Origin of the sequence: Pseudomonas sp. AN-B15 (genome assembly GCF_019056475.1) — a bacterium.
Classification (GTDB): Bacteria; Pseudomonadota; Gammaproteobacteria; order Pseudomonadales; family Pseudomonadaceae; genus Aquipseudomonas; species Aquipseudomonas parakoreensis.
In genome coordinates, this window is record NZ_CP049737.1 from 5,077,265 (window position 1) to 5,093,064 (window position 15,800).

15 protein-coding genes are annotated in these 15,800 nt (G+C 60.3%); 2 read left to right on the forward strand and 13 right to left on the reverse strand.

Going from position 1 to position 15,800, the window contains the following annotated elements:
• Nucleotides 1-9: 9 nt before the first annotated feature.
• The 5 genes from GTQ41_RS22970 to GTQ41_RS22990 are packed head-to-tail and all read right to left on the reverse strand — an operon-like array spanning nt 10 to nt 5,206.
• Nucleotides 10-3,099: a pilus assembly protein gene (locus GTQ41_RS22970; RefSeq protein WP_047296641.1), complete on the reverse strand. Its 3,090-nt coding sequence runs from the start codon at nt 3,097-3,099 to the stop codon at nt 10-12.
• Nucleotides 3,086-3,565 carry a PilX N-terminal domain-containing pilus assembly protein gene (locus GTQ41_RS22975; protein WP_047296644.1) on the reverse strand — a complete coding sequence of 160 codons (480 nt, stop codon included), beginning with the start codon at nt 3,563-3,565 and terminating at the stop codon, nt 3,086-3,088. The genes GTQ41_RS22970 and GTQ41_RS22975 overlap by 14 nt, the downstream gene beginning before the upstream one ends.
• Before the next feature lie 11 nt (nt 3,566-3,576).
• A complete protein-coding gene (locus tag GTQ41_RS22980; RefSeq protein ID WP_047296646.1) occupies nt 3,577-4,290 on the reverse strand; it encodes a PilW family protein in 714 nt (237 codons plus the stop codon).
• Nucleotides 4,287-4,736 carry a type IV pilus modification protein PilV gene (pilV, locus tag GTQ41_RS22985; protein ID WP_047296648.1) on the reverse strand — a complete coding sequence of 150 codons (450 nt, stop codon included), beginning with the start codon at nt 4,734-4,736 and terminating at the stop codon, nt 4,287-4,289. Before pilV ends, GTQ41_RS22980 begins: the two co-directional genes overlap by 4 nt.
• The gene (locus GTQ41_RS22990) at nt 4,733-5,206 is read right to left on the reverse strand and encodes a GspH/FimT family pseudopilin (RefSeq protein ID WP_047296650.1); all 474 of its coding nucleotides are present in this window, start codon (nt 5,204-5,206) and stop codon (nt 4,733-4,735) included. Before GTQ41_RS22990 ends, pilV begins: the two co-directional genes overlap by 4 nt.
• 131 nt (nt 5,207-5,337) lie before the next feature.
• On the opposite strand from GTQ41_RS22990, the gene GTQ41_RS22995 reads away from it, so the two are divergent.
• Nucleotides 5,338-5,907 (forward strand): GspH/FimT family protein, encoded by a 570-nt coding sequence (locus tag GTQ41_RS22995; RefSeq protein WP_047296651.1) that lies wholly within the window; start codon nt 5,338-5,340, stop codon nt 5,905-5,907.
• On the opposite strand, the gene ispH is transcribed toward GTQ41_RS22995, so the two are convergent.
• The 6 genes from ispH to murJ all read right to left on the reverse strand — a co-directional run bounded on the left by ispH (nt 5,864) and on the right by murJ (nt 13,443).
• Nucleotides 5,864-6,808, reverse strand: coding sequence for a 4-hydroxy-3-methylbut-2-enyl diphosphate reductase (gene ispH, locus GTQ41_RS23000; RefSeq protein WP_047296652.1), 945 nt, complete (start codon nt 6,806-6,808; stop codon nt 5,864-5,866). The two genes, GTQ41_RS22995 and ispH, sit on opposite strands and share 44 nt — an antisense overlap.
• A 233-nt stretch (nt 6,809-7,041) precedes the next feature.
• Nucleotides 7,042-7,479, reverse strand: coding sequence for an FKBP-type peptidyl-prolyl cis-trans isomerase (fkpB, locus tag GTQ41_RS23005; protein WP_179295010.1), 438 nt, complete (start codon nt 7,477-7,479; stop codon nt 7,042-7,044).
• A gap of 7 nt (nt 7,480-7,486) precedes the next feature.
• Nucleotides 7,487-7,999: a signal peptidase II gene (gene lspA / locus GTQ41_RS23010; protein WP_007963824.1), complete on the reverse strand. Its 513-nt coding sequence runs from the start codon at nt 7,997-7,999 to the stop codon at nt 7,487-7,489.
• Entirely contained in the window at nt 7,992-10,823 is a 2,832-nt protein-coding gene (gene ileS, locus GTQ41_RS23015; RefSeq protein ID WP_047296655.1) for an isoleucine--tRNA ligase, read from the reverse strand. The genes lspA and ileS overlap by 8 nt, the downstream gene beginning before the upstream one ends.
• 13 nt (nt 10,824-10,836) lie before the next feature.
• Nucleotides 10,837-11,775 (reverse strand): bifunctional riboflavin kinase/FAD synthetase, encoded by a 939-nt coding sequence (gene ribF / locus GTQ41_RS23020; RefSeq protein ID WP_047296656.1) that lies wholly within the window; start codon nt 11,773-11,775, stop codon nt 10,837-10,839.
• Between the two features lie 129 nt (nt 11,776-11,904).
• Complete coding sequence (gene murJ / locus GTQ41_RS23025; RefSeq protein WP_047296659.1) at nt 11,905-13,443, reverse strand: murein biosynthesis integral membrane protein MurJ; 1,539 nt, start codon at nt 13,441-13,443, stop codon at nt 11,905-11,907.
• Between the two features lie 252 nt (nt 13,444-13,695).
• Here murJ and rpsT point away from each other — a divergent pair, with 252 nt between their 5' ends.
• A complete protein-coding gene (gene rpsT / locus GTQ41_RS23030; RefSeq protein WP_003228351.1) occupies nt 13,696-13,968 on the forward strand; it encodes a 30S ribosomal protein S20 in 273 nt (90 codons plus the stop codon).
• Nucleotides 13,969-14,088: 120 nt separating this feature from the next.
• On the opposite strand, the gene GTQ41_RS23035 is transcribed toward rpsT, so the two are convergent.
• Both GTQ41_RS23035 and proB read right to left on the reverse strand, forming a co-directional pair.
• The gene (locus tag GTQ41_RS23035) at nt 14,089-14,556 is read right to left on the reverse strand and encodes a CreA family protein (protein WP_003228353.1); all 468 of its coding nucleotides are present in this window, start codon (nt 14,554-14,556) and stop codon (nt 14,089-14,091) included.
• A gap of 12 nt (nt 14,557-14,568) precedes the next feature.
• Nucleotides 14,569-15,687 carry a glutamate 5-kinase gene (gene proB / locus GTQ41_RS23040; RefSeq protein ID WP_041065290.1) on the reverse strand — a complete coding sequence of 373 codons (1,119 nt, stop codon included), beginning with the start codon at nt 15,685-15,687 and terminating at the stop codon, nt 14,569-14,571.
• Nucleotides 15,688-15,800: the final 113 nt, after the last annotated feature.

The following is a 15,800-nucleotide window of genomic DNA, read 5'->3' on the forward strand; positions in this document are numbered from 1 at the left end:
AACTCTCACTTACTGTATTTGTCGCCACATGATACGACGGCTGCCGCCACCGGATTTTTCCACCAGCGTGGTCACGGTGCCACTGGAATCGTTGACGAGCTTGCGAGTCCCGCCGTTGACGATGGCGTTCAGGGTCGGAATCCCGCCGGTGAAAACCACGCCACTGGAAATCGTGTCGTTGCTGTCGACCACGCCATCGGAATTGGTGTCGAGCACCGCGTAGTTGAGCATCTTACCGCTGAACGCATCGAGTTCGACCAGTTTGCCGGTACCGAAACTGGCACAAGGGTCCGTGGTGTCGACACTGGCGGTGGTAAACACGATGCGTCCGAGCACCAGACTGGCCTGATTGATCACCCGCTCGCCAGTCAGCACATTGTTGTACACCAAAGGCAGATACCAGCCCTTCTCCCCCGGATAGGTCGTGTCGTTCTGGCTGGTGGTGATGAACTGTCCGGTGCTGCCGGAGAACACGCCGGTCACCGCCTGCGCCTGCAGGCTGCTGACCGTCAACTGTCCGGAACCGCCGTCGGCATCCCACACCGAGTAGAACGCCTGCAAATCCTTGTTGGTCTTGTCGGCGGTCTCGTTGAATTTGCCGGTGCCGACGAAGATCTGTTTGCCCCCCAGCGAATTGTCCGCCAGCAACGGCTGCGCGGTGATCGGCTGAGTCGCCCCGCCCGCCGTGGTGAACAGTGGTTTGCCGGAAAACGCCACGCCCCAGCTGTCGGTCGACGTCGCGCTCAGATCGAATTTCCACAGGCGCCCTTTCAAATCACCGCCGTAGGCGGCCTGCACCACGTTCGAAGAATTGACCTTGAGCTTGACCGACGACAGACCATTGGTGGTCTCGGTGCTGTCGATGACGATCTTCTTGATCAACGAACCGTCACGCACATCCAGCACATACAAAGCCGCCACTCCGGAGTGGCTGCCATAACCATTGGCAATGAACGCCGCCCAGCGACCATCGGCCAAGCGTGCCACTTCCGGGCGCGCGTAGGCATAACCCAGATCATTAAATGCGTTGGCTGTGTTCGCTGTGGCGGGTGCGCTGACTTCCCACAAGGCATTGAGCACATTGCCCGCAGACGCGTCGAACAGTTGCAGCGCGTAGAAAGTCTTGCCGCCAGCACCGGTGCCGCCGATGGCCAGGGTTTTCCAGGCGCTGTTGATTTGCGCGTCATACACACCGACCTGGCCGTCCACCAGAAATTTATGGCTGACGCCATTGATGTACGCCGGATCGGCAATCAGCCGCAGGGATGGCAACACGCTGGACGGCATGTAGGCATAACGTCGAGTGCCGTTGGCCGAGTTGATCACGTTGACGAAGCCGTCGTTGGCGTTCACCACCAGACTCGAATTCATGTTCGCTGCCTTGGTGGTCAGGTACGTGGTGTAAGTGGTGTCGCCCGACAGGTCGGAGGCGGTTTTATCACTGGGCGAAGCCAGCACCAGTGGCGAGTTGATGATGTCGCCGAGCAATACGCTGCGCACCTTTAGCCCGGTCTTGTTGGTGCCCTTGCTCCACTCCACCAGATCGCTGCCGCTGATGCCGGTGGGCAGGCTCTGGCTGAGCGCCGTCTGTTGGGCCGCGGAAAAGTTGCCGTAGGCCAGCGTCACGGCGGCGTTGCTGCTGGTGTTCCACGATTGATAGGTCGGTGCGGTCGCGCCCGGGACAATGGTGGTATCGGTGGTCCACAGGGCCGTCGAGGTGTTCACCGCGCCCGCCGAAGTGAAGCCGAATGACTTGATCGTGCCACGCCAGTCCTTGGGGTCGTAGCTGGTCTGGAAATAACTGGTGCCACTGGCCAGCGTGGTGCCGCTGGTGACTCCCGCGCCGCCGGAGCCGGCCTTGGAGGTGATATCGCTCAACGCCGAAGACAACGCGGTGTTGAGACCGGTGCTGTCGGTCGCCTGGTAATAGCGGCCCTGCCCGTAGCTGGCAGCGTCCGAGAGCATGTCGTTGTCGGCGGTAAAACCGACGGTATAGGTATTCATGTTCTGCTTGGGAAAATCCACCGCGTTCCAGCTTTTGCCGGCAGCGTCTGTCCCCGTCGAACGCATGTCGATGTCGAACGCAAACTTGGCAATGTCATCCAGATACAGCGTGTCACCCTCGTTATCGCCATTGGGGTTGTTGCCGTCATTGTTGATGCCGTCCCAGTTCGGCAGACGACTGCCGCCCAACGGATCATTGCTCGGGAAGGTGCGGTCGTAGGTCGGCAAACCGTCGGTGATGACCACGCCGTAGTTTTTCTGGCAGCGGTACTGGATTGGACTGGTGTAAGTCGTCGGCGTGCTGTTGTAGTACGGCGCCATGCCGCGCATGTAGCGGGTGATTTCGTAGTAGGTTTCCGCCAGCGGCGTGTTGGCCACGGCACCTAAAGCGTTGATCGAGGAAATCAGCGCATTGTAGTTGGTGTCGGCCTGCGCCTGGGTCACGCTGCCGGACACCGGAGACAGGTCGCTGATGGCGCGGGCAATGTAGCCACCATTCCCGGGATTGTTGTTGGTGACCGGGTTGAAGGTCGACAGGCCCATGCGCAAGTTACGGTTGCTGGTGACCAGGGCGGTGGACACGTTGCGCGCGACGTTGATCCGGTAGTCGTTGGGAATCGCGCCGGTGGTGAAGTCGCGGGTGCCGTTGTTGATCGCCAGACTGACCACATAAGCAATGTAATCCCCCGTGTAGCGCGTATTGCCGCCGCCCACCGGATCAGGCAGTTTCAGGCACAGCGGTGCAATGCTGTTGTTGTAAAAGGCGAAGGCGCCGCCGGAACAGCCGGATGTCGGCAGGTTCGATAAAAACACCGGATCGCCGGTAATCGCTGGCGCATTCAATGCCGAACACAGGCCAAGGAACGCATTGCACTGCCGGGCCGGGGTGCGCGTGACGTTCGGGTCGAATCCTGCCGCGTAAATGATGCTGTTCATGCTGCCGGAATCGTCGATCAGCAACATCACGTTGGGCGGCACCGCCGCTGCGCTCAAGAGTGGCGAGTCGGACGGCGTGAACGCATACGCCGGCGCCGCCAGATACAAGCCCAGCAGCATGCCGCTCAACAGTGTCCGGCAGCGCTCAATACTTCGCATAGACACTCTCCACCACACTGCGCGAAGTGCCAGCGATACCGACCGCAGTGACCCGATACAGGGTCGCCGACGTGTTGCTCGGCACGTTGACCGCCGTCAGAGTGGTACCGATGTTCTGTACACCATAAAAGCCGTTACCGGCTGCGATCCACGTTACGCCGGAAGTCGAATTGAGCCCCGCCGCACTGACCACCGAGGACTCTGCTGGCGGCGCACACTGCGTGGTATTGGCACACACCGCCAGCGAGTAGCTGTCGAGTTGCACCGCACTCTCGCCGATACGCAACGCGGCCTCGGCGGTCTGGAACGACTGATTGCGCAGGCTGACGCTGCCGGCCATTTTCTCCTGCAGGTTGGCGCTCTGCATCGAGGACAGCCCGATCAAGGTCAACAGCAACAGGAACACCAGACTGACCAGCAGCGCCATTCCGCGCTGGGTTTGCCGGTGGTTGAAGCTTGTCTTCATCGGCCCGATCCTCACTGCAAGCGGTTGCGCAATGCGGCAACCACGTTGAAGGTTTGATTGGCCACCCGATTGCTCGGGTCGGTGAGGGTCAGGCTCAGGCGCACACTGCGGATACGCGCCGGATCACTGGGGTTGGCGCTGTAAGAGGAAGCCGCGACGTCAGTGGCGGACGCGGCCAGGCCGAAGGTCACATTAAAGGCACTGACGTTATTCACCAGCACCTGTTGGGTCGGGGTGCCGCTGCCGCTGCCCATGAGAATCTGGTTGTTGCTGAAGCTGTAGATCAAGCGGCGGATCGGAAAGGCGATCTGCCCGCTCGCCGCCGCCCGCAACCCGGTATAAGCCGTGGCGCTGTTGCGGCAATCGGAGAGCACCGTCCAGGTCGGTGTGCCGCCACTGCCGCCAACATCGGCGGTGACCAGGGTCAGCTTGAGGTTGCTGTTGTCCCAGTTGATCGGCGTAACCTGCGCCGCGTAGAAATCCCCTGCCGAACTCGCGTCAGTAATCGTGCCCAGGCAGCCAAACATGCCGACCATGCGCAGTTCCTGGATCATCTTGCTCAGGACAAAACGCGCGTCTTCCTGCATCGCAGCGGCGGTGTTCTGGCTGACGTAAGTGTTTTTGGCTGCCAGGAACGTCTGCACCACCCCCAATACGATGATCAGCCCAAGCGCCAACGCGATGAGCATTTCGATCAGGCCGAACCCTCGCTGATCATGCTTCATGGCGTGGCCACCGGGTCGACCGTGGCGCGACTGGTCAGAACGAAGCTGCGTGTGGTACCGGTGGCATTCGCGGCCCGCGAGTCATTCCAGTTGATGGTGATGGTGTACACCCGCTGATTGAGGGTGATCGTGCCCGTGGCGGTGGGCCCGCCAAAATTGACGATGTTGGTGGTGAAGTCGTAAAGATCCTGATCGCGGGCCACGCCGAGATTGCCCGAGATCGGCGGCGTCACCGTGTAGTCGGCGGCAGCGTTGGCGCGGATGCGGTCCATCATGTCGTAGGCGATAAAGCTGGCCTGACTGGTCATCCGTGAACTGTCGGTGTATTTGAGCGCATTGAGCTGCACGGCGGCTGCGCCCAATATCCCGACCGTCAGAATCAGCAACGCGACCAGCACTTCGATCAGCGACATGCCCTCCTGTGCCTGTGTGCTCCCTGCCCTCATCCGCAACTTCCACCCGATTGAATTCGTCCGTTCAGACACACGTTCAGCGTCCTGCTTTGCGTTCCCAGCACGTAACTGATGACCACCGCTGTCGACGGCGCCGCCAGGCCACCCAGATTATTGAAATCCAGTGCGGACACTCCTGAGGGTAGCGTCAGAGTCGCGCCGCTGCTCATCGCTGGAACAACCCGCAATACATTGGCCGCAGTGCCAGTACCGTCGTAGACCGCCAATTCGCCGGTCCACACGCTGCCGCCGGCGCTCGGGCGCAAGCGTGTGGTCACGCCGCGATCAATCGCCTCCAGCCGCGCAAAATTGATGGCACGCTGCAGGTCGCCCATTTCCGTATCGGCCTTGCTGCTCTGGATCGAGCGGGTGAAACCCGGCACCGCCAGGGTGATGAGGATCACCATCACGGCGACCGCAGCCAACAACTCGGGCAGCGTGAAACCTTTTGTACGATGATCCATCGATGCCCTCCGTTGCCGTCGGCTATACCTGCTTCTACAAACTAGAACATTCAACCGGCCTGCGTCGGTTGATTTGCCCTGCCCGACGAAAAGGATCGTGCCGGGCTTCATGCTCCAAGGAGGGAGTCGTCATGCCGCAACAGGGTTTCAGCCTGATCGAATTGCTTATGGGACTGGCGATTGGCGCAATTGTTCTGTCACTGGTCAGTCCGGCGTTCGCCGCCTTCACCGAGTCGACTTATCGCGAGCAGGCAGCGCGGTCGCTGCTCGAGGGCATTCGCAACGCCCGCACCCTGGCCATCACCCGCAACCAGAGTGTGGTAATCCATGGCATCAATGGCGACTGGAGTCAGGGCTGGCGGATCATTCTGGATCTCAACGGCAAGGGGCCGCAGGACATCAGCAATCCGCTGCTGGTGGAACAGGCGAGTGACGGACGAATACCGATCGTCGGCAATTGGGCGGTGAGTCGTTATGTGCGTTTCAGCAGTCTGGGACAACCGCTGATGCCCGGGCGGGCGTTTCAGGCGGGGACGCTACATATCTGCTCGGCACGCGAGCCGGTCAGCCAACTCCAGGTGGTGCTGGCGGCAACCGGTCGGGTGCGCCTGACCAGCGCAAAGGCTGAGCAGGCGCTGTGCCTGAAGACGAAGAACGTCAGATCGAGCGGACGCGCAGCTCTTTCGGCATCGAGAAGGTGATGTTCTCTTCGCGGCCGGCCAGCTCATCGGCCCCCGTCGCGCCCCAGGCCTGCAACTGCTGGATCACGCCGCGCACCAGAACTTCCGGCGCGGAGGCTCCGGCGGTGATGCCGATGCGCTCAACGCCATCGAACCAGCTTTTCTGCAGGTCTTCGGCGCCGTCGATCAGGTAGGCCGGCGTGGCCATGCGTTCGGCCAGTTCACGCAGGCGATTGGAGTTGGAGCTGTTCGGGCTGCCCACCACCAATACCACATCACAATCGTCAGCCAGTTGCTTGACCGCGTCCTGGCGGTTTTGCGTGGCGTAGCAGATGTCGTCCTTGCGCGGACCACCGATAGCCGGGAAACGTGTGCGCAAGGCATCGATCACGCGACTGGTGTCGTCCATCGACAGAGTGGTCTGGGTCACGAATGCCAGTTTTTCCGGGTTACGCACTTGCAGTTCGGCCACGTCTTTTTCGTCTTCGACGAGGTAGATCGCGCCGCCATTGCTGGCGTCGTACTGGCCCATGGTGCCCTCGACTTCCGGGTGACCGGCATGACCGATCAGAATGCACTCACGACCATCGCGACTGTATTTGGCGACCTCGATGTGCACCTTGGTCACCAGCGGGCACGTGGCGTCGAATACTTTCAGGCCACGGCCGGCAGCTTCATTGCGCACGGCCTGGGAAACACCGTGAGCACTGAAGATCACGATGACGTCGTCCGGCACTTGATCCAGTTCTTCGACGAAGATCGCGCCACGGTTGCGCAGGTCTTCGACCACGAACTTGTTGTGCACCACTTCATGACGCACATAGATCGGTGGCCCGAAGACTTCCAGGGCGCGATTGACGATTTCGATCGCCCGGTCCACGCCGGCGCAGAAGCCACGGGGGTTGGCGAGTTTGATTTGCATGCTGTGCCTCGTGTCTTGCGCGCAAGAAATAGCGAAAACGGTTGAAAACATTGTGGGAGCGAGCCTGTTGTGGCGAGGGGATTTATCCCCGATCGATTGCGAAGCAATCGTCAAAACAGTCAACGCTTTCCGGCTCTGGATCGCGGTGATCGGATTCGGGGCCGCTTCGCACCCCATCGGGGATAAATCCCCTCACCACAAAAGCCCATTCCCACAGTGGTTCTGCTGTGTACTCAGATCGCTTTGACGTTGATGATCTCGACGTCAAAGGTCAGCGTCTTGCCTGACAGCGGGTGGTTGAAGTCGATGGTCACTTGCGCGTCGTCGAACGCTTTCACCACACCCGGCAGCTCAGTATTGGCCGCATCCTTGAAGATCACCAGCAAACCCGGCGACAGTTCCATGTCTACAAACTGCGAACGCGAGATGATCTGTACGTTTTGCGGGTTCGGCTGACCGAAGGCGTTTTCCGGCTCAACGGTCAGCGTACGCTTGTCGCCGGCCTTGAAGCCGAACAATGCCGCTTCGAAACCCGGCAGCAGGTTGCCATCGCCGACCTTGAAGGTCGCCGGGGCTTTGTCGAATGTGCTGTCGACCGTGTCGCCGTTCTCCAGGCGCAATGCAAAGTGCAAAGTGACTTCCGTGTTCTGGCCGATGCGTTGCTCAGCCAATACCTGTTCAGTCATGAACGGCTTCTCCGGTTTTCTTCGATTTGAACATGTCCAGTGCCAGCATCACCGCACCCACGGTGATAGCGCTGTCGGCGAAGTTGAACGCCGGGAAGTACCAGCGGTTCTGCCAGTGCACCAGAATGAAGTCGATCACATGGCCCAGGGCAATGCGGTCATACAGATTGCCCAGCGCACCGCCCAGCACCAGCGCCAGAGCGACGGCCAGCCAGGTATCGTTGCGGCCCAGACGCTTGAGCCAGACCACCAGCACCGCACTGACCACGATTGCGATCAAGGCGAACAACCAGCGCTGCCAGCCGGAGCTGTCAGCCAGGAAGCTGAACGCCGCGCCGGTGTTGTAGGCCAGGGTCCAGCTGAAGTAATCGGGAATGATCACGATCTGCTGGAACATTTCGAGCTTGCCTTCGAAGTAGAACTTGCTGGCCTGGTCGATGACCAGAACCAGCAAGCTCAACCAGAGCCAGCTCAGCCGTCCGAAACGGCCAACGGCGTTAGGCATAGTGACGAACCTCGCCGGCGCCATCGATGTTGTCGACGCAACGGCCGCAGATTTCCGGATGCTCCGGGTTCACGCCAACGTCTTCGCGGCAGTGCCAGCAACGGGCGCATTTCGGGAAGGCCGATTTGACGATCTTCAGTTTCAGGCCGCTGACTTCGGTGGCTACCGCGTCCGCAGGAGCCTGAACGAAAGGTGCCACGCTGGCAGTCGAGGTGATCAGGACAAAGCGCAGCTCATTACTCAGCTTGGCCAGGTCGGCGCTCAGCGCGTCTTCGGCGAATAGCGTCACTTCGGCTTGCAGGTTGCCACCGACGGCTTTGGCCGCACGCTGGATTTCCATTTCTTTGTTGACCGCCACCTTCACTTCCATGATGCGATCCCAGTAGGCGCGACCCAGCTCGAAGCCTTCCGGCAGTTCGGTCAGACCTTCGTACCAGGTGTTGAGCATCACCGACTCGTTGCGCTCGCCTGGCAGGTACTGCCACAGCTCGTCGGCGGTGAACGCGAGGATCGGCGCGATCCAGCGCACCAGCGCTTCGGAGATGTGGAACAGCGCGGTCTGGCACGAGCGACGGGCCTTGCTGTCGGCGCCGGTGGTGTACTGGCGGTCCTTGATGATGTCGAGGTAGAAGCCACCCAGCTCCTGCACGCAGAAGTTGTGGATCTTCGAGTAAACGTTCCAGAAACGATATTCGCCGTAGTGTTCTTGCAATTCGCGTTGCAGCAGCAGCGTGCGATCCACCGCCCAGCGATCCAGCGCCAGCATGTCTTCAGCCGGCAGCAGGTCGGTGGCCGGGTTGAAACCGGTCAGGTTCGAAAGCAGGAAGCGCGCGGTGTTACGGATACGACGATAAGCGTCCGCGCTGCGCTGCAGGATCTGTTCGGACACCGCCATTTCGCCGGAATAGTCGGTCGACGCGACCCACAGACGCATGATGTCGGCGCCCAGGGTGTCGTTGACTTTCTGCGGCGCGATCACGTTGCCGAGCGATTTGGACATCTTGCGCCCGGACTCATCGACGGTGAAGCCGTGGGTCAGCAGTTCGCGGTACGGCGCGTGGTTGTCGATGGCGCAACCGGTCAGCAGCGACGAGTGGAACCAGCCGCGGTGCTGGTCGGAACCTTCCAGGTACAGGTCGGCGCGCGGGCCGTTCTCGTGCCCCATCGGGTGCGAACCGCGCAGCACGTGCCAGTGGGTGGTGCCCGAGTCGAACCAGACGTCGAGGGTGTCGCTGATCTTGTCGTACAGCGGCGCTTCATCGCCCAGCAGTTCGGCAGCGTCGAGTTTGAACCAGGCTTCGATGCCTTCGACTTCAACGCGCTTGGCGACTTCTTCCATCAGTTCGACGGTGCGTGGGTGCAATTCGCCGCTTTCCTTGTTCAGGAAGAACGGGATCGGCACGCCCCAGTTGCGCTGGCGGGAGATGCACCAGTCCGGACGGTTGGCGATCATCGAGTGCAGGCGCGCCTGGCCCCAGGCCGGCACGAATTTGGTGTCTTCAATGGCTTTGAGCGAGCGCTGACGCAGGGTGTCACCGGACACAGGCTCTTTGTCCATGCCGATGAACCACTGCGCGGTGGCGCGGTAGATCAGCGGGGTCTTGTGGCGCCAGCAGTGCATGTAGCTGTGTTCGATGACGGTGGTGTGCATCAGCGCACCGACTTCGGTCAGTTTGTCGACGATGGCCGGGTTGGCCTTCCAGATGAACTGGCCGCCGAAGAATTCCAGCGACGGCACGTACACGCCGTTGCTTTGCACCGGGTTGAGGATGTCATCGTTGACCATGCCGTATTTCTTGCAGGTCACGAAGTCGTCCACACCGTAGGCCGGAGCGGAGTGAACCACACCGGTGCCGGCGCCCAGTTCGACGTAGTCGGCCAGGTACACCGGCGACAGGCGGTCGTAGAACGGGTGGCGGAAGTTGATCAGTTCCAGCGCCGAACCCGGCGCGGTGGCCAGTACGGTGCCTTCAACGCCGTAACGGGTCAGGCAGGATTCAACCAGCTCTTCAGCCAGGACCAGCAGCTTGTCGCCGATATCCACCAGCGCGTAGTTGAACTCAGGATGAACGTTCAGTGCCTGGTTGGCCGGGATGGTCCACGGGGTGGTGGTCCAGATCACGATCGAAGCAGGCTTGCCCAGCGACGGCAGACCGAACGCGGCGGCCAGTTTGGCTTCATCGGCAATCGGGAACGCCACGTCGATGGTCGAGGACTTCTTGTTCTCGTACTCGACTTCGGCTTCGGCCAGTGCCGAACCGCAATCGAAGCACCAGTTCACCGGCTTGAGGCCCTTGAACACGAAACCGCCCTTTACGATTTCGGCGAGGGCGCGGATTTCACCGGCCTCGTTCTTGAAGTCCATGGTCTTGTACGGGTTGGCGAAATCGCCGAGGACGCCGAGACGGATGAACTCGGTCTTCTGCCCTTCGATCTGCTCGGTGGCGTAGGCACGGCACAGCTCGCGGGTCTTGTCCGCGCCCAGGTTCTTGCCGTGGGTCACTTCAACCTTGTGCTCGATCGGCAGGCCATGGCAGTCCCAACCCGGAACATACGGCGCGTCGAAACCCGACAGGGTTTTCGAGCGGATGATCATGTCCTTGAGAATCTTGTTCAGTGCGTGACCGATGTGGATCGTGCCGTTGGCGTACGGAGGGCCGTCGTGCAGGACGAACTTCGGACGATCCTTGCCAATCTCGCGCAACTTTCCGTACAGGCCAATACTGTCCCAGCGCTGCAGAATCTGCGGTTCGCGCTGTGGCAGGCCGGCCTTCATTGGGAAGGCGGTGTCCGGAAGGTTTAGCGTGGCTTTATAGTCGGTCATTTAAGGCTCTTCATTAGCGATGGGCGCTAGGTGCGGCTAGTGCACGGGCGGCGGCGACATCCGCGTTGATCGCCGTTTTCAGTGCCTCCAGGGAGGCGAAACGCTGCTCTTCACGCAGCTTTTGGTGGAAAACCACCGTCAGACGCCGGTCATACAGATCGCCAGCAAAATCCAGTAGATGAACTTCAAGGTGGGCTTTGCCGTCACCTTGGACCGTGGGCCGCACGCCGATGTTGGCGACGCCGGGCCAGGTCTTGCCGTCGACGTCCACATCCACCAGGTAAACCCCGGTGAACGGCACGCGACGACGCTTGAGTTGAATGTTGGCAGTGGGCGTACCCAGTTGCCGGGCCAGTTTCTGACCATGCAGCACGCGACCGGCAATCCGGTACGGACGGCCGAGCAAGCGTTCGGCCAAGGCAAAATCGGCGGCTGCCAACGCATTGCGCACCTGGGTGCTGCTGACGCGAATGCCATCCAGCTCGACGGTTTGCGCGGCTTCCACGGTAAAACCGTGGACCTGGCCAGCCTGCAGCAGGAAATCGAAATCGCCGAGGCGGTCGCAACCAAAGCGGAAATCGTCGCCGACTTCCAGATGCTGCACGCCGAGACCGTCCACCAGGATGGTATCGACGAATTCACTGGCGCTGAGCTTGCTCAGGCGCTGGTTGAATGCCAGGCACAACACCCGGTCGACACCTTCGGCAGCCAGCAATTGCAACTTGTCGCGCAAGCGGGCCAGACGTGCCGGCGCGGTCTCCGGGGCAAAGAACTCCCGGGGCTGCGGCTCGAAAATTACCACGCAGCTGGGTACGCCCAACTCAAGCGCACGCTCACGCAGCCGGGCCAGGATAGCCTGGTGACCACGGTGAACACCGTCAAAGTTGCCAATAGTGGCGACGCAGCCCCGATGCTGGGGGCGCAAGTTGTGGAGGCCTCGAACCAGCTGCATAACGCGCTTCTTGCTCATAAAGTGGTCGATTATAACCACACCCGACGGTCGACGACAGGCAACACCGTAACGCAAAGTGCTCGAGCCGACAAAACTGCCGGCCCGCGCCCGTATTTAAAGGCTGAAACCTCAGCTCAAAGCCTTGCGATTGAAGTCACGCAGGCGGAAACCGAGCAGCAGCAACATACCGAAATACGCCACCACACCGGCAACCACCAGCGCCCCCAGACGCAGGAAGCGCTCCAGCATGTGCCCCTGATCCCAGGCCGGCATGAAATGCATGCCCAGCAACAGAACTGCCGACATCACCGCCACCGCTACCACCAGCTTGAAACCGAACGTGTACCAGCCCGGTTGCGGCTGATACATCTTTTGCTTGCGCAGTTGATAGAACAGCAACCCGGCATTGAGGCAGGCTCCGGCACTGATCGCCAGCGCCAGACCGGCGTGTGCCAGCGGGCCGATCAACACCAGATTGAACAACTGCGTGCACACCAGCGTGAAGATTGCGATTTTCACCGGGGTGCGGATGTTCTGTTGCGCATAAAAGCCCGGCGCCAGCACTTTGATCACGATAATTCCGAGCAGACCGACAGAATAGGCAATCAGCGCACGCTGGGTCATGGACGCATCGAACGCGCTGAATTGCCCGTACTGGAACAGGGAAACGGTCAGCGGTTCGGCGAGAATCCCCAGCGCCAATGCACACGGCAGCACCAGCACAAAGCACAGGCGCAGGCCCCAGTCGAGGATCCGCGAATACTCGTGGCGATCCTTGCTCGCATAGGTCTTGGCCAATGTCGGCAGCAGAATCGTGCCCAGCGCCACTCCGAGCACGCCGGACGGCAGCTCCATCAAACGGTCAGCGTAATACATCCACGACACCGACCCGGCCACCAGGAACGAAGCGAAAATGGTGTTGATGATCAGCGAAATCTGACTCACCGAGACGCCAATAATCGCCGGCAACATCTGTTTCATCACTCGCCAGACGCCGGTATCACGCAGGTTCAGGCGTGGCAGCACCAGCATGCCGATCTTTTTCAGGTGCGGCAGTTGATAGAGCAACTGCGCCAGACCACCGACCAGTACCGCCCAGCCGAGGGCCATCACCGGCGGATCGAAATAGGGCGTCAGGAACAGCGAGAACACGATCATGCTGACGTTAAGCAAGGTCGGCACGAAGGCCGGCACCGAAAAACGGTTCCAGGTATTGAGAATCGCCCCGGCCAGCGATGACAGGGAGATCAGCAATATATAAGGGAACGTCACCCGCAACAGATCAGAGGTGAGCTGGAATTTTTCCGGCGTGTCGGTAAAACCGGGAGCCGTGGCCCAGATTACCCACGGTGCAGCGATCATCCCCAGCGCGGTAACCAGCGCCAGCACCAGGGTCAGCAGGCCGGAAACGTAAGCGATAAAGGTGCGAGTCGCCTCTTCGCCCTTTTGGCTTTTGTATTCGGCCAGAATCGGTACGAAAGCCTGCGAGAACGCCCCCTCGGCGAAGATTCGTCGCAACAGGTTGGGCAATTTGAAGGCAATGAAAAAGGCGTCCGTCGCCATTCCGGCGCCGAAGGTGCGAGCGATGAGCGTGTCACGGACGAACCCCAGAATCCGGGAAAGCATCGTGATAGAGCTGACAGCGGCCAACGATTTGAGCAGATTCATTGAGGAAATTAGTGCCTGTCGATAAACAGCAGGCGAACAATGCGCCCACTTGTGCGATACTCCGCGCCGCAACAGCACAGAGCCAAAGCTCGCGAGTTTACAGGTCAAGCGCCGGAAATAAATATCCCGCCTCTTTATACCTACCACTTAGCGGAACGTTTCAAGCGCCCTTGACAAGACTTCTCTTCATCGGCATGATTCGCGGCCTATTTTGTTTGCTATTTCCTAAAAAGTCTTTCGAGGAGCTCGACGGTGGCCAACTCACCTTCCGCCAAAAAACGTGCAAAACAGGCTGAGAAGCGTCGCAGCCACAACGCCAGCCTGCGTTCCATGGTTCGTACCTACATCAAGAATGTAGTTAAAGCCATCGACGCAAAAGACGCTGAAAAAGCTCAAGCTGCATACGTTCTGGCTGTGCCAGTTATCGACCGTATGGCCGATAAAGGCATCATCCACAAGAACAAGGCTGCTCGTCATAAGAGCCGTCTGAATGGCCACGTCAAGGCACTGAAAGAAGCTGCTTAATCGACGTAGTCATTAAAAAACCGACCCTAGGGTCGGTTTTTTATTGCCCGCGATTTGATAAACGCAGAGCAAAAAAATGCAGGAGCGAGCCAGCTCACCCCTGCAATTGTTTTTGCGCTGTTACTGCTGCACCGGCACCCACGGCACGATCGGAATTGCGGTTACCGCATTCTGCGGACTCCCTTCGATTACGCGATCGCTGTAGACCAGGTACACCAGCGTATTGCGCTTCTTGTCGAGGAAACGCACCACCTGCATGGTCTTGAACACCAGCGACGTGCGCTCCTTGAACACCTCGTCGCCATCCTTCAGTTCGCCCTTGAACTTGATCGGGCCAACCTGACGGCAGGCAATCGACGCCTCGGCGCGGTCCTCAGCCAGCCCCAGACCACCCTTCACCCCACCCGTCTTGGCGCGAGACAGGTAGCAGGTCACTCCATCGACTTTCGGATCATCGAAGGCCTCGACTACGATTCGGTCATTCGGGCCGACGAACTTGAATACCGTCGACACCTGACCGATTTCCTCCGCCGAAGCCAGTAATGGCAACGCCATCAACAACCCCAACAATCCTTTTGCCATGCGCATGCGTAATTTCCCTCAGACCAGAATCAGGTTGTCACGGTGAACCAGTTCCGGCTCAGCCATGTAGCCCAGCACGCCGACAATCGCATCCGACGACTGACCGATGATTTTTTGCGCCTCAAGCGCACTGTAGTTAGCCAGGCCACGGGCAATCTCGCGACCATCAGGTGCCACGCAGACCACCATTTCGCCCCGGCGAAAACTGCCCTGAACCAGCTTCACCCCGACCGGCAACAGACTCTTGTGACCCTGCGACAATGCCGACACCGCACCTTCGTCCAGCACCAGCGTGCCGCGAGTCTGCAGATGCCCCGCCAGCCATTGCTTGCGCGCTGCCAGCATGCCGCGCTCAGGCGACAGCAGCGTGCCGATGCGCTCACCCGCCTTCAAACGATCAAGCACTCGCTCCAGACGCCCACCGACGATGATGGTATGCGCCCCGGAACGCGCCGCCAGACGCGCCGCACGCAGCTTGGTCTGCATGCCGCCACGCCCCAGCGCGCCCCCGGTGCCGCCCGCCACCGCATCCAGGGTCGGATCATCGGCACGCGCTTCATAAATCAGTTGCGCATCAGGGTTGTTGCGCGGATCGGCATCGAACATGCCGTCGCGATCGGTGAGGATTACCAGCAGATCCGCCTCAACCAGATTGGCCACCAGCGCCGCCAGCGTGTCGTTGTCGCCGAAACGGATTTCGTCGGTGACCACGGTGTCGTTTTCGTTGATCACCGGAATGACCTTCAGCTCGACCAGCGCACGCAGGGTGCTGCGGGCATTCAGGTAACGCTTGCGGTCGGACAGGTCGTCATGGGTCAGGAGAATCTGCGCCGTGTGCCGACCATGCTCGGCAAAGCTCGATTCCCAGGCCTGCACCAGACCCATCTGACCGATTGCCGCGGCAGCCTGGAGCTCGTGCATCGCACTGGGTCGTGCGGTCCATCCGAGACGGCTCATGCCGGCAGCCACAGCACCGGAAGACACCAGCACCAGCTCGACACCCGCCTCATGCAAGGCCACCATCTGTTCGACCCAGACACTCATTGCCGCGCGATCCAGCCCTTTGCCATCAGCCGTCAGCAAAGCGCTGCCGATCTTCACGACCCAACGCTGCGCACCTGTCACCTTGCTCCGCATCATCTTCAACCTTAGCTTGAGGGCAGCGCGACCCAGCGCCGCCCATGTCGTTATTTGTGACTTGCGATTTCCAGATACTAAAACGCCGCTCGATTGAGCGGCGCTTAAGTTTA